Origin of the sequence: Pseudomonas guariconensis, from assembly GCF_040822035.1 — a bacterium.
Classification (GTDB): Bacteria; Pseudomonadota; Gammaproteobacteria; order Pseudomonadales; family Pseudomonadaceae; genus Aquipseudomonas; species Aquipseudomonas guariconensis.
Window position 1 is genome coordinate 4282768 of sequence record NZ_CP162012.1, and the last position, 14070, is coordinate 4296837.

Below are 14070 nucleotides of genomic sequence, written 5' to 3' on the forward strand. Positions count from 1 at the left end.
GCTCCAACAAAGATCACCGTCGACTTTGTGGGAGCGGGTTCACACCGCGCATCGTCTGATCACCGGCAAATAACCAAAAAGAATAACCAAATCAAATAAAATTCTTTGACGCTATATGTAACGACCCGCTAAAACCGAGCCCTGATCCCCGCACCAGAGCCCGAACATGGACCTTCGCCAACTGCGCTACTTCATTGCCCTGACCGAATATCGCAGTTTCGTTCGCGCCGCCGAAGCCATGGGCATTACCCAGCCGGCCTTCAGCCGCGCCATCCAGGGCCTGGAGCAGACCTTGGGTTGCCCGCTTGTCGACCGCGCCAGCAAGGCGCTGCAGCCCACCCCTGAAGGGCAGGTGGTACTGCAACATGCCAGGCGACTGGTCCAGGGTGCCGCGCAGTTGAGCAACGATGTGCTCCAGATGACCAAGCTCGACGCCGGCGAGCTGCATTTCGGCAGCGGGCCGGCCCTGGCTGCGCGTCTGGTGCCCGAGGCTCTGAGCCATTTCATCCAGACCCACCCAGGGATCCTCACCCGCTTGCAAGTGAACAATGCAGAGCAGCTGGGCCAGGCACTTCGCCGTGAGCAAATAGAGTTCTTCGTCGATGACATCCGCCCCTTCGAGGCCGACCCGTACTTTCATACCGAACCGCTGACGCCACGCCCTGGCCTGTTCTTCTGCCGCCCCGGGCACCCCTTGCTGGCCAAGGACAGCCTGTCGACCAACGACCTGTTCGCCTATCCACTGGCCAGCGCCCTGCTCGTTTCCGGTGTGCGCAAACGACTGGCCAACTTGAGCGGGCGCAGCGACTTCACGCCTCACCTGCAAACCGAACACTTGGCCGTGCTGCGCAGTGTCGTGCTGGCCAGCGACGCCATCGGCAACGCCAGCGAAGAGGCGATCGCCGAGGACCTGGCAGCCGGCCGCCTGGTTCGGCTGCACTGGCGCAACCTGCCGCCAGGGCTGGAGGTGCTGAGCCTGCGATGTGGGGTGATCAGCCGCAGTGGCTACCGGCTGTCGCCTGCGGCGCGGGCCATGATCGAGACCCTGGTGAGACTCGACACGCCCGCACAGCCCTCCGCCCGCAGCCTGGGGTAACGCCATTCGCTGCGGTGATAACAGGCCATCACCTGCACCAGGTTCCGGCCATGATGTCCGGGCGCTATGCTCAGACAAGCCCTTTCGCAGGTAAACCTGCGAAAACGCCGGGACAGGCATCAGCCAATCAGGCCCCCAGGGAGAAACAACAATGAAAACCCTCGTCGACCACCTGAGCCAGTACGCCAGCTACCACCGTGACCCACGCAATATCGCCACCCATTTCGTCGGTATTCCGCTGATCGTGCTGGCGGTGACCATCCTGCTGTCACGCCCCGGCGGCTCAATGCTGGGGGTGTGGCTTTCCCCGGCGCTGCTGGTCGCCGCCGCCTCGGTGTGGTTCTACCTGCGTCTGGATGTGCGCTTCGGGCTGGTGATGGGCGCGTTACTGGGCGGGTGCCTGTGGGTTGGCCAGACACTTGCGGTGCAGGCCACCGGGCTGTGGCTGAGCGCCGGGCTCGGCGCCTTCGTGGTGGGCTGGATCATCCAGTTCGTCGGCCATTATTACGAAGGCCGCAAGCCGGCGTTCGTGGACGATATCAGCGGGCTGATCATCGGGCCGCTGTTCGTGGTGGCGGAGCTGGCGTTCATGCTGGGGCTGTGTCCGGCGCTCAAGCGCGCCGTGGAAACCAAGGCAGGTCCGGTGGCGGTGCGCCAGAAGAAAGCGACAGCCTGACGTCACACACCTGCGAGGGGCCGCAATGCGACCCCGCCAGGTTTCACTGCCGCGACTCGACCCCAAGCTCATCCCACACCGACTCAGCCAGGTGGAAGGTGGCATTGGCCGCCGGGATCCCGCAATAGATCGCACTCTGCATGATCACTTCCTTGATCTGCTCTCGCGTCACGCCGTTATTGGCGGCCGCACGCAGGTGCAGCTTGAGCTCCTCGTTGCGGTTCATGCCGATCAGCATCGCGATGGTGATCAGGCTGCGGGTATGCCGGGGCAAACCCGGGCGCGTCCAGATATCGCCCCAGGCATGCCGGGTGATCATCTCCTGGAACTCGCCATTGAAGTCGTTGAGCTTTTCCAGGCTGCGGTCCACATGGGCATCGCCAAGTACGGCGCGGCGCACCTGCATGCCTGCCTCGTAGCGTTGTTTCTCATCCATCGCCAATTCCTCAGCAGGTCAGCAGAAAATCGAGCACCCGGCGGGTGAACGGTGCGCCGATCTCGACATTGGACAGGTGCGCCGCAGCAAACTCCACATAGGCTGCCCCCTGGATCTGCGCCTGCATGAAGCGACCGTGTTCCGGGGTGGTCACCACATCCTCGGTCCCCGCGACGATCAGGGTCGGCACCTTGACGCTGACCAGTTGCTCACGAAAATCCGCATCACGCACCGCGGCGCAATTGGCCGCGTACCCCTGAGGGGAAGTCTGCGCGAGCATCTGGCAGATACGTTGAGCCTGATCGGGTTGGGCCTGGGCAAATCCTGGGGTGAACCAGCGCGCGATAGAGGCATCACGCAAATCGACCATCGCCTGCTGACCGCCCTTGAGCACCGTGTCGATACGGGTGTTCCACACTTCGTCGTTGGCGATCTTGGCCGCAGTGTTGCACAGGGTCAGGCTGAGTAGGCGGTGGCCGGCATTGATGCCCAGCCACTGGCCGATCAGGCCGCCCATGGACAGGCCGACGAAGTGGGCCTGCGGGATATCCAGCGCATCGAGCAGCGCCAGCACATCGCGGCCTAGCTGTTCGATGCGGTAAGGGCCTTCGGTGACCTGCGAGCCGCCATGACCACGAGTGTCGTAGCGCAACACGCGAAAATGCTCGGACCACGCCGGAATCTGGGTGTCCCACATGTGCAGGTCGGTACCCAGCGAGTTGGACAACACCAGCACCGGGGCGTGCTCTGGGCCGTCGAGTTGGTAGTTCAAAACGCCATCGGCCAGTTGCAGTTGCGCCACAGCGGTCTCCTTCAGGCAGTGAAACGTTGATGTTCGGCCACGGCCCGCGCCACCCAGACGCGGGCCTGGCCCAGGTAGTGGGCAGGGTCGAGCAGACGGTCGAGTTCTTCGGCGCTCAGCTCGGCGCTGACTTGCGCGTCCTCGCCCAGCACCGCGCGCAGATGGCGCTGCTCGGCCACCGCACGTTGGCAACAGTCCTCTAGCAGATGGTGGGCGCGATCACGCCCCAGGCGCTGGGCCAGGACGATGCTCACCGCCTCGGCCAGCACCAGGCCTTGGGTCAAATCCAGATTGCGGCGCATGCGCGTAGCATTGACCTCCATGCCCTCGGCGATCACCTGGGCCTGGCGCAGGGCGCCGGACACCAGGCAGCAGATTTCCGGCAGGGTTTCCCATTCGGCGTGCCACAGGCCCAGGCTACGCTCGTGTTCCTGAGGCATGGCGGCGTACATCGTCGATACCAAGCCCGGCACTCGCGTGGCGGCGCCGATCAGCACCGCGGCGCCTACCGGGTTGCGTTTGTGCGGCATGGTCGAAGAGCCGCCCTTGCCCGGCGCGGAGGGCTCGAACACCTCCCCCGCCTCGGTCTGCATCAGCAAGCTCACATCGCGCCCGAATTTGCCCAACGTGCCGGCCACCAGCCCCAGTACCGAGGCGAACTCCACCAGCCTATCGCGCTGGGTATGCCAAGGTTGCTCGGGCAGGCTCAGGCCCAGGTCCGCAGCAAGCCCTTCAGCGACCGGCAGAGCCTTGCTGCCCAAGGCCGCAAGACTGCCGGAAGCACCGCCGAACTGCAGGCACAGCAGCCGTGGACGCAGTTCTGCAAGACGCTGACGATGGCGGGTCAACGCGCCCAGCACACCGGCCAGCTTCATGCCCAGGGTGACGGGCGTGGCGTGTTGCAACCAAGTGCGCCCTACCAAAGGGGTATCGGCATGTAGCAGGGCCTGGCGCGCCAGGGTCTCGGCCAGCTTGGCAAGATCGGCCTCGATCAGCGCCAGGGCATCGCGCAGTTGCAGCACCAGACCGGTATCCATCGCGTCCTGGCTGGTCGCGCCCAGGTGAACGTAACGCTCGGCCTCCGGTACGCCGCTGGCGATCACTTTGCCCAAGGCCTTCACCAAGGGAATCGCCGAGTTGCCCGCCGTGGCGATGGCCTCGGCTAGGGCGCGGATGTCATAGCGCTCGGCATGGCAGGCGGTCTCGATGGCCGCCACGGCACTGTGCGGTACCAGCCCGACGGCCGCTTCGGCGCGCGCCAGGGCAGCCTCGAAATCGAGCATGCCCTGCAGGCGACCGCGATCGCAGAAGATCTCGCGCATGGCGGGCGCTGTGAAGTAAACGTCGAAGAGCTGGTGGGTCATGCAACGTCCTTAATGATCATGGTGCAGGTACGCAGCCTGCTTCGGCAGGCGCAGACTGAACAGGAAGGCCACCGCCATCATGGCGGTCACGTACCAGTAGAAGGTGTTCTCCATTCCCAGGGTTTTCAAGCCCAGGGCCACGTATTCGGCTGAACCGCCGAATACCGCGTTGGCCACCGCATAAGCCAGGCCGACGCCCAAGGCACGCACTTGCGTGGGGAACATCTCGGCTTTCACCAGGCCGCTGATCGAGGTGTAGAAACTGACGATGCACAGCGCCAGCGTCACCAGGACGAAGGCCAGCAATGGGCTGGTCACGGTCTTGAGCGCCATCAGCAGTGGCACGGTGAACAGCGTCCCCAAGGCGCCGAACAACATCATCGAGTTACGCCGGCCAATGCGGTCGGACAACATGCCGAACAGCGGCTGCAGGATCATGAATAGGAACAGCGCCCCGGTCATCACGAAGCTGGCGCTCTTGGCGTTCATCCCGGCGGTGTTGACCAGGAACTTCTGCATGTACGTGGTGAAGGTGTAGAAGATCAGCGAACCGCCGGCGGTATAGCCCAGCACGGTGATGAACGCCGCGGCGTGGTTACGGAACAGCCCGCTGATGGTGCCGGCCTCTTTGTCCTGGCGGGTTTCGGCGCTGCTGGTCTCTTTCAGCGAACGGCGCAGCATCAGCGAGATCAGCGCGGCGATGGCGCCCACCACGAACGGGATACGCCAGCCATAGGCACGCAGCTCATCCTCGGTCAGCAACTGCTGCAGGATCACCACCACCAGCACCGCCAGCAACTGCCCACCGATCAGCGTGACGTACTGGAAAGAGGCAAAGAAGCCGCGCTGCCCGCGCAGTGCCACTTCACTCATGTAGGTCGCGGTAGTGCCGTATTCACCGCCCACCGACAGGCCCTGGATCAGCCGCGCCAGCAACAGGAGGGCCGGCGCCCAGGTGCCGATGCTCGCATAGGTAGGCAGACAAGCGATGATCAGCGAGCCGCCGCACATCATCAGCACCGAGATCATCAGGGAATTCTTGCGCCCATGGCGGTCAGCCAGACGGCCGAAGATCCAACCTCCGATCGGACGCATCAGGAAGCCTGCGGCGAACACCCCAGCAGTATTGAGCAACTGCACGGTGGGATCGTCCGAAGGGAAGAACGCCGGGGCGAAGTAGATCGCGCAGAAGGCATAGACGTAGAAGTCGAACCATTCCACCAGGTTGCCCGAGGAGGCACCGACGATCGCGAAGATGCGCTTACTGCGTTCTTCGCCTGTGTAATAGCTAGAGGTCATGACGTGCTTACTCCTGGAAGGCCATTGCTAAGTCTAGACACACCCAGTAACAGTCTCGTTCCGCAGCCCGGCCTGCACCTTACGTGGAGCGAGGTTCCGGCAGTCCCTATTCGCGGGTAAATCGGAGCGCTAAACCGCCGCTCCGATTTCCCCGCGATGGGTCCAAACACCCGATCAAACGCGCTCGATCGCCAATGCCAGCCCCTGCCCAACGCCCACGCACATGGTCGCCAGGCCTTTGCGCCCGCCGCGCTTCTCCAACTGATGCAGTGCGGTCAGCACCAGGCGGGCCCCGCTCATGCCCAGCGGATGGCCCAAGGCAATGGCCCCGCCGTTGGGGTTGACCTGAGGGGCGTCATCGGCGACACCCAGCTCGCGCAGTACGGCCAGGCCCTGGCTGGCGAAGGCTTCGTTCAGCTCGATGACATCGAAATCTGTCACCGCAATGCCCAGCCGCTCCGTCAACTTGCGCACCGCAGGCACCGGACCGATTCCCATCACCCGAGGCGCCACACCGGCGCTGGCCATGCCCAGCACCCGTGCACGCGGGGTGAGGCCGTGCTTTTTCACCGCTTCAGCCGACGCCAGGATCAACGCGGCCGCACCGTCGTTGACGCCCGAAGCGTTGCCGGCAGTGACCGTCTTGTCCGGGCCATTGACCGGTTTGAGCTTGGCCAGAGCCTCCAGAGTGGTCTCCGGGCGCAGGTGCTCGTCCTGCTCGACCAGGGTCTCGCCCTTCTTGTGAACGATACGCACCGGTACGATCTCTTCGGCGAAGAACCCAGCCGCCTGGGCTGCCGCAGCCTTCTGCTGGCTGCGCAGGGCGAAAGCGTCCTGGTCGGCGCGCGAAACCTGATAGTCGTCCGCCACGTTGTCGGCCGTCTCGGGCATGGCATCCACGCCGTACTGGGCCTTCATCAGCGGGTTAATGAAGCGCCAGCCGATGGTGGTGTCCTCAAGCTTCATGTTGCGCGAGTAGCCGCTCTCGGCCTTGCCCATGACGAAAGGAGCACGGGACATGGACTCCACCCCGCCAGCGATGGCCAGCTCCATCTCGCCGCTGGCGATGGCGCGGAACGCGGTGCCGACAGCATCCATTCCCGAGGCACACAGGCGGTTGAGGGTCACGCCCGGAACGCTTTGTGGCAGGCCGGCCAGCAGCAGCGCCATGCGCGCCACGTTACGGTTATCCTCGCCGGCCTGGTTGGCACAGCCCAGGAACACTTCGTCGAGCTGCGTCCAGTCGACCTGCGGGTTGCGCTCGATCAATGCCTTGAGCGGCACCGCCGCCAGGTCATCGGCACGCACGCCGGCCAAGGCGCCGCCGAAGCGGCCGATGGGGGTGCGGATGGCGTCGCAGATGAATACGTCACGCATCAGGCTTCTCCTGCCGTCTGGCCATGGGCGGCGGCGGTACGGGCCTCAAGGTCGCGCAGCGCGCCCAGCTCGACCTCGGTGGGGGCATCGGTGGTCTGCACGCTGTCGGCAAAGCGGATCGGCCAACCGGTGGCGGCAATGATCTGCTCGCGGGTCACGCCTGGATGAATCGAGGTGACCACGAACTCATGGGTGCCGGCTTCCGGTTCCATGATGCACAGGTCGGTGATGATCCCGACCGGGCCCTCGCCCGGCAGGCCCAGGCGTTTGCGCGAATCGCCGCCCTCGCCGTGACCGACCGACGTGATGAAGTCCAGTTTCTCGACGAACGCACGAGGCGACTGCTTGAGGATGATCAGCACCTGCTTGGCGGAACCGGCGATCTCCGGTGCGCCGCCAGCACCCGGCAGGCGCGTCTTGGGCGCGTGGTAGTCACCGACAACGGTGGTGTTGATGTTGCCGAAGCGGTCGACCTGGGCAGCGCCAAGGAAGCCCACGTCAATGCGCCCGCCTTGCAGCCAATAGCGGAAGATCTCGGCGGTTGGCACTACGGTATCGGCGGTTTCAGCCAGCTCGCCGTCGCCGATCGACAGCGGCAACACGCTGGGCTTGGCACCGATCGGGCCGGATTCGTAGATCAGCACCACGTCCGGGGAGGACGTCAGGCGTGCCAGGTTGGCGGCCTTGGACGGCAGGCCGATCCCCACGAAGCAGACCGCGCCGTTACGCAGGCGACGGGCTGCGGCGACAGTCATCATCTCGGAAGTGGAATAGTTCATTGCGCAGCCTCCGCGGTGCTGGCCAGCTTGGCCTTGAATTCATTGAAGTCAGCGGTGCCACGGATGTAGGTGTCGATCCAGGCAGTGAACGACTCACGGTTGCGCGCAATCGGGTCCCAGGCTTGGTAGAAGCGGTTGTCGCGCTCGTAGTAACCATGGGCGTAGGACGGATGGGCGCCGCCGGGCACCAGACATACGGCGCTGAGCGCCCAGGTCGGCAGTACACAGGCGTTCATCGGGGCCTGCAGGTCATCGACGATTTCCTCGACCGTGACGATGCAGCGCTTGGCCGCCAGGGCCGCTTCCTTCTGCACGCCCAGGATGCCCCAGAGCAGTACGTTGCCCTTGCGGTCGGCTTTTTGTGCGTGGATCACGGTGACATCCGGGCGCACCGAAGGCACGGCGGCGAGTACTTCGCCGGTGAACGGGCAGGTCACGCTCTTGATCAGCGGGTTGACCTTCGGCAGGTCGGAACCTGCGTAGGCGCGCAGCACGGCAAAGGGCAAGCCCGAAGCACCGGCGACGTAGGCATTGGCCAGGTCGGCGTGGCTGTGCTCTTCGATTTCGATGGCGTGAGGCCAGTGTTTTTCCACCGCATCGCGCAGGCGGTGCAGCGAGCCCACACCGGGGTTCCCGCCCCAGGAGAAGATCAACTTGCGCGCGCAACCGGCACCGATCAATTGGTCGTAGATCAGGTCCGGGGTCATGCGCACCAAGGTCAGGTCCCGCTTGTTCTGACGGATGATCTCATGGCCGGCGGCGGTCGGGATCAGGTGGGTGAAACCTTCGAGGGCGACGGTGTCGCCATCCTGGATGAATTGCTTCACGGCATCATGAAGCGAGAGGATTGCTGCCATTGGAGACTCCTGGTCAGGACGAGTCGGGTCAGGGAGCAGCGGGCCGATGCATCGCTGCGATGGGCTCAGATTAAGGAGGACGCCGGGGTGCTTACAATCCGATAATCGCACTTTTGTGCGATTATCGAACCATTTGTTGTTCTGCTATCCATTCGTCCCAGACCCAGGGCACACCTGCGTGGAGCCGGGTTTAACCGCGAAACATCGGTGAGGTGCACCCTCCCATCTGCGGGTAAATCGCTCCTCCACCCTGAGCGATCAGGTCGCGTCGGCGTGGCTCACCAGCCCTTTGACCACCACACCCACGGTGGCCAGCGCCGCTGGCACCAGCAGCGCGGTCAGCACCTGTTCGAAGTTCCAGCCAAGTCCCAGCAACGTCGCGCCGCTCCAGGCCCCGAGGATTGCGCCGAACCGGCCGATGCCGAGCATCCAAGACACCCCGGTGGCACGCCCTTGAGTGGGGTAGAACCGCGCTGCCAACGAGGGCATGGCCGATTGCGCGCCGTTAATGCACATGCCCGCCACCAGCACCAGGGTGGCCAGCAGAGTCATGTTGCCCAGGCTCTGCCCGACTGCGTAGGCGAACACACCCGCCAATAGATAGAACAGACCAATGACCTTGTGCGGGTTGAAGCGGTCCATCGCCCAGCCCACGCCAACCGCGCTGAGTACGCCACCGAACTGGAACAAGGCGCCAATGAACGCGGCCTGCTCCATGCTGGCACCACTGTCACGCATCAGGGTCGGCAGCCAGCTGGTCAGCAGGTAGACGATGACCAGCCCCATGAAGTAGGTCAGCCAGAGCAAAACGGTGCCCAGACCATAGGTGCCGGAGAAGATCACCGTGAACACGTTGCCGGCGGCCACCGCCTTCTGTTCCGGCACACTGAAGCTCGCCGCCTCAGCTACCTTGGCAGGAGCGATCGGAGCCAAGGCCTTGCGAACCTTGTCGATCCCGCGATTGCGCACCACCAGAAACCGCGCGGACTCCGGCAACCACACCAGCAGCACCACCGCCAACAGCAGCGGCAGCACGCCACCGAGCACCAGCAGGCTATGCCAGCCGTAGGCGGGGATCAGCTTGGCGGAAATGAAACCACCGCCTGCCATGCCCAGATTGAAGCCACAGAACATGCTGGTGACCAGCAATGACTTGAGCCGCTCGGGGGTGTACTCGGAGAGCAGCGTGGTGGCATTGGGCATACCAGCGCCCAGCCCCAGGCCAGTGAGAAAACGCAGCACCAGCAGTTGATCGACGTCGGTGGCATAGGCCGAGGCCAGGCTGAAGCCGCCGAACACCAGCACCGCCCCGACCAGCACGCCCTTGCGCCCGAAGCGGTCAGCCAAAGGCCCCGACCCCAGGGCACCGAACACCATGCCAATCAGCGCAGCGCTCATCACCGGGCCAAGGCTTGCGCGATCGATGCCCCACTCCTGGGACAGGGCCGGCGCGATGAAACCCATGGCCGCGGTATCCAGGCCATCGAGGAAGACGATCAGAAAACACAGGATCACCACCCGCCACTGACAGCGGGACAGTGGCTGGTCGTTGATGAAGGACTGGACGTCGAGGCAGTTTCCGACAGCGGTTTGCGGTTTATTCATTGTTGTTGTCCGGAAAATGAGGCGCAGACAGGCCACTGCACACGGAGGATGTGCAGGGAGCAGGATAAGCGAATGCGTCGGTGGATCAGCCGGAAAGCGGCGACGCTGCAGGCGGGTGCGGCCGCGACAGCGAAAGGACAATGCTCATGGGGTGCGTCTCGAATGTTGTTATTGTCCGGTCGGCAAACCGACCGTTGCGCAAGACATTAATCAGCGCATCCCAGGTGCGCAATTCATGGAAAACGAGACTGTGCGTTAATCGAACAAGAAACGCGTGGCGCCGTTCGGCCTGTGGATAAATGCAGACCGTGAATGGGCCGCGAAGCGGCCCTGGGCATTGCTATCCAAATAGCTGGTGGCAGAGGTCGCGGCTGGCCGCCAGCAGGATCGGCAGGAAGCGCTGCTCCAACTCGCTGCGCGTCACCCGACCCACGTGAGTACTGACGTTGAGCGCGGCCAGTACCTGCCCCGAGGCGTCGTAGATCGGCACCGCGATCGAGCGCAGGCCCTGTTCCAGCTCCTGGTCCACCACGCACCAGCCTTGGGCGCGCACCTGCTGTATGCAGGCGAACAGTGAGTCCGGATCGTGCAGGGTTCGACTGGTGCGGGCTTTGAGGTCGGCGCGTTCGAGGTATTCCCAGAGACTGGCATCGTCCAGTGCTGCCAGCAGGATACGCCCCATCGAGGTGCAGTAGGCCGGCAAGCGGCCGCCCACCGAAAGGTCGACCGAGATCAACCGCTCCACCGTTGCCGAACGGGCGATATACAAAATGTCGTCACCTTCGAGCGTCGCCATGTTGGCCGCTTCGTGCAACTGATCGCTGATCCGATCCAGGTAAGGCTGCGCGGAGACCGCAAGAGGTGTCGAGGACAGATACGCATGCCCCAGGGTCAGGACCTTGGGCAACAACGAATAGGTGCGCCCATCGGTGGTCGCGTAACCCAGTTTGATCAGGGTATGCAGACAGCGGCGCACCGCCGCCCGGGGAATCTCGGTGCGATGGCTGATCTGTGCGATGGTCAGGTGGCGCTTGCGCTCCTGGAAGGCCTGGATGACCGCCAGCCCACGGGCCAGCGAAGTCATGAAATCCGGGTCGCCGGTAAAGGCCTGGATACGTTTGGCGGGCGAGGCCACGATCGGCGGGGCCAGTGCAGGCGCTGCGGTACGTCCCGGCTCCGGATTGGCGGAAGCCTTGTCCTGGGTTTCTTCGCTCATGGTGAACCTCAAAAAAAACGGTCGCTTGTGCGATTATCGAACCAACGGCCGATAATCGCAATTGACCGCTGACACTTTTACTTATACCTTTCTCCTGCCACATGTGGCTTCTTTGGAGAGACTGGTCAGGTACCCACCGTAGAAGTCCCAGGCAACGGCCTCGTTTCCCACGAGGCCGTTTTTGTTTTTCTTGTTGTTCGCCCGAACTTTCATGGACGAGCACACCTCAAACTTTCACGGCCAGTCTGATTATCGCCATTGTGCCCACTACATAACTTTGAATGTTTGGCACGTGCCGCTAAAGAATGATGGCCATTGACTTATCGATTGCTATAATCGAATGCGCTGGCCGGATCGTTCATTCAGAACGATATTCGTCGACGTTCCCACGGAGACGCCGCCAGTCAGGTGCAGGGCTCAGGGCCTACCCCGTTAATCCAAGTGCCATGTACCTCATGGATCCTGTCGCTGCGACAGCATGTTCGCCTTGGCGACGTAGCCGTCTGCATAACTTTGCATGATGAAGGCCAAGGCAAAATTTCAACCTATTCGGGTATGACTGTGACGAAAGAAGAACTGCGCGCGGAACTCGAGCGCCAGGCTGAACGTTACAAGGAAGTATACGGTGGTGAAGTGACCACTTACGCCGCGCAATTGGAACCAGAGCGCAAACCTTGGCGCAAGCGCGCCACTGTCCAGGACCAGGTCTTCGCCCAAGAGCTGGAAAAAATGGAAAAGGAACTGCGCAGCGAGAACACCTGACCCGGTGTGCCTTGCGAAGCGGCGCACCACCGCCTTCAACGCGGTGGTGCGCAGCGGTCCTTTTATCGATGCGCCATGATGAAATGGAATTACACAAATTTCATACGATCGTTTGAAATAACCACCATATTCATGATTGCGGGTTTTACCTGCTTTTTTGTGGTTTTTTAGCGATTTTAGTCGTGAAAAACCCCACCCATCTTGCATCGAATCGCCGCTTCCCTGGGATGCTTCCCATCTCGTCGATCGGTTGCAGGGGCATCGATTGCCAAGGTTTTCTGGCATAATCGCGCCCCCCTATGACCGCCAGACAACCTTCATGATCGATTTATTCAGCGGACTGGATGCGTGGGTGCTGGTGAGCTTGCTGCTCGCTCTGACCTTCGTGCTCGCATTCGAGTTCATCAATGGCTTTCATGACACCGCCAACGCGGTAGCCACCGTCATCTATACCAAAGCCATGCCACCGCACCTGGCCGTGTTCTTCTCCGGTGTGTTCAACTTCCTCGGGGTTCTGCTCGGCGGCGTCGGGGTGGCCTATGCCATCGTCCACCTGCTGCCAGTCGAACTGCTGATCAATGTGAACACCGGACACGGGCTGGCCATGGTCTTCTCGTTGCTGGCCGCGGCCATCACCTGGAACCTCGGCACCTGGTACTTCGGCATCCCCGCATCCAGCTCTCATACCCTGATCGGCTCGATCCTGGGCGTGGGCCTGGCCAATGCCCTGCTCAACGACATCCCCCTCGGCGATGGCGTCAACTGGCAGAAAGCGATCGACATCGCCATGTCGCTGGTGATCTCGCCCATGGCCGGCTTCGCCGTCGCGGCCCTGGTATTGATCGGCCTCAAATGGTGGCGCCCGCTGTCGAAGATGCACAAGACACCGGAACAACGCCGCAAGCTGGACGACAAGAAGCATCCGCCATTCTGGAATCGCCTGGTGCTGGTGATTTCCGCGATGGGCGTCAGCTTCGTGCACGGCTCCAACGACGGCCAGAAAGGCATCGGCCTGATCATGCTGGTCCTGATCGGTATCGTTCCTGCCAAGTTCGTCCTCGACCTGAATAGCACCACCTACCAGATCGAGCGTACCCGCGACGCCACCCTGCACATGAGCCAGTTCTACCAGCGCAACGCCGCCACCCTGGGCGAGTTCCTGGCACTGGGCAAGGCCAAGTCGACCGACCTGCCGGAGCAGTTCAGCTGCAATCCGCAGCAGACCGAACCGACCATCGCCGCCCTGCAATCGTCGCTGCACGGTGTCACCGACTACCGCGACCTGAGCGCGGAGAAGCGCGTCGAAGTCCGTCGCTATCTGCTCTGCCTGGATGACACCGCCAAGAAGGTCGGCAAGCTCCCAGGACTGGAAAGCCGTGAAAAGGCCGACCTCGAGAAGCTGCGCAAAGACCTGACCGCCACCACCGAATACGCACCGTTCTGGGTGATCGTGGCTGTCGCCCTGGCCCTGGGCCTGGGCACCATGGTCGGCTGGAAGCGCGTGGTGCTGACCGTCGGCGAGAAGATCGGCAAGCAAGGCATGACCTACGCCCAGGGCATGTCGGCGCAGATCACCGCAGCCTGCGCCATCGGCTTGGCCAACGTTTTCAGCCTGCCGGTCTCGACCACCCACGTATTGTCGTCGGGTGTCGCCGGCACCATGGTCGCCAACAAGAGCGGCCTGCAAGGCGGCACCGTGAAGACCATCCTGCTGGCCTGGGTCCTGACCCTGCCGGCTTCGATGGGCCTGGCCGCCGGCCTGTTCTGGCTGGCCTCCAAGGCGATCGGCTGATCGATACCG

The 14070-nt window shown here is 63.1% G+C and carries 13 protein-coding genes; 4 read left to right on the forward strand and 9 right to left on the reverse strand.

Annotated features, from left to right (window positions below):
- The first annotated feature begins 166 nt into the window (after nt 1-166).
- Both AB1N67_RS19815 and AB1N67_RS19820 read left to right on the forward strand, forming a co-directional pair.
- Complete coding sequence (locus tag AB1N67_RS19815; RefSeq protein ID WP_102081798.1) at nt 167-1096, forward strand: LysR family transcriptional regulator; 930 nt, start codon at nt 167-169, stop codon at nt 1094-1096.
- Nucleotides 1097-1247: 151 nt separating this feature from the next.
- Nucleotides 1248-1772 carry a DUF962 domain-containing protein gene (locus AB1N67_RS19820; protein WP_102081797.1) on the forward strand — a complete coding sequence of 175 codons (525 nt, stop codon included), beginning with the start codon at nt 1248-1250 and terminating at the stop codon, nt 1770-1772.
- Nucleotides 1773-1815: 43 nt separating this feature from the next.
- On the opposite strand, the gene pcaC is transcribed toward AB1N67_RS19820, so the two are convergent.
- From pcaC to pcaR, 9 genes are all read right to left on the reverse strand, one after another.
- Entirely contained in the window at nt 1816-2208 is a 393-nt protein-coding gene (gene pcaC, locus AB1N67_RS19825) for a 4-carboxymuconolactone decarboxylase (RefSeq protein ID WP_043206417.1), read from the reverse strand.
- Nucleotides 2209-2218: 10 nt separating this feature from the next.
- Nucleotides 2219-3010: a 3-oxoadipate enol-lactonase gene (pcaD, locus tag AB1N67_RS19830; protein ID WP_102081796.1), complete on the reverse strand. Its 792-nt coding sequence runs from the start codon at nt 3008-3010 to the stop codon at nt 2219-2221.
- 11 nt (nt 3011-3021) lie between these two features.
- Nucleotides 3022-4374, reverse strand: coding sequence for a 3-carboxy-cis,cis-muconate cycloisomerase (locus AB1N67_RS19835; RefSeq protein WP_102081795.1), 1353 nt, complete (start codon nt 4372-4374; stop codon nt 3022-3024).
- Between the two features lie 9 nt (nt 4375-4383).
- Nucleotides 4384-5673: an MFS family transporter gene (locus tag AB1N67_RS19840; RefSeq protein ID WP_043206413.1), complete on the reverse strand. Its 1290-nt coding sequence runs from the start codon at nt 5671-5673 to the stop codon at nt 4384-4386.
- Between the two features lie 174 nt (nt 5674-5847).
- Nucleotides 5848-7053 carry a 3-oxoadipyl-CoA thiolase gene (gene pcaF, locus AB1N67_RS19845; protein WP_180962712.1) on the reverse strand — a complete coding sequence of 402 codons (1206 nt, stop codon included), beginning with the start codon at nt 7051-7053 and terminating at the stop codon, nt 5848-5850.
- Entirely contained in the window at nt 7050-7829 is a 780-nt protein-coding gene (locus AB1N67_RS19850; RefSeq protein WP_043206411.1) for a CoA-transferase subunit beta, read from the reverse strand. The genes pcaF and AB1N67_RS19850 overlap by 4 nt, the downstream gene beginning before the upstream one ends.
- Nucleotides 7826-8686, reverse strand: coding sequence for a CoA transferase subunit A (locus AB1N67_RS19855; protein WP_043206410.1), 861 nt, complete (start codon nt 8684-8686; stop codon nt 7826-7828). The genes AB1N67_RS19850 and AB1N67_RS19855 overlap by 4 nt, the downstream gene beginning before the upstream one ends.
- Nucleotides 8687-8944: 258 nt before the next feature.
- Nucleotides 8945-10291, reverse strand: a complete 1347-nt coding sequence (locus AB1N67_RS19860) for an MFS transporter (RefSeq protein WP_102081794.1) — start codon at nt 10289-10291, stop codon at nt 8945-8947.
- Nucleotides 10292-10631: 340 nt separating this feature from the next.
- The gene (gene pcaR, locus AB1N67_RS19865; RefSeq protein ID WP_070576040.1) at nt 10632-11507 is read right to left on the reverse strand and encodes a pca regulon transcriptional regulator PcaR; all 876 of its coding nucleotides are present in this window, start codon (nt 11505-11507) and stop codon (nt 10632-10634) included.
- A gap of 561 nt (nt 11508-12068) precedes the next feature.
- On the opposite strand from pcaR, the gene AB1N67_RS19870 reads away from it, so the two are divergent.
- Both AB1N67_RS19870 and AB1N67_RS19875 read left to right on the forward strand, forming a co-directional pair.
- Nucleotides 12069-12269, forward strand: a complete 201-nt coding sequence (locus AB1N67_RS19870) for a hypothetical protein (RefSeq protein ID WP_043206523.1) — start codon at nt 12069-12071, stop codon at nt 12267-12269.
- 319 nt (nt 12270-12588) lie between these two features.
- Complete coding sequence (locus AB1N67_RS19875; protein WP_043206408.1) at nt 12589-14061, forward strand: inorganic phosphate transporter; 1473 nt, start codon at nt 12589-12591, stop codon at nt 14059-14061.
- Nucleotides 14062-14070: the final 9 nt, after the last annotated feature.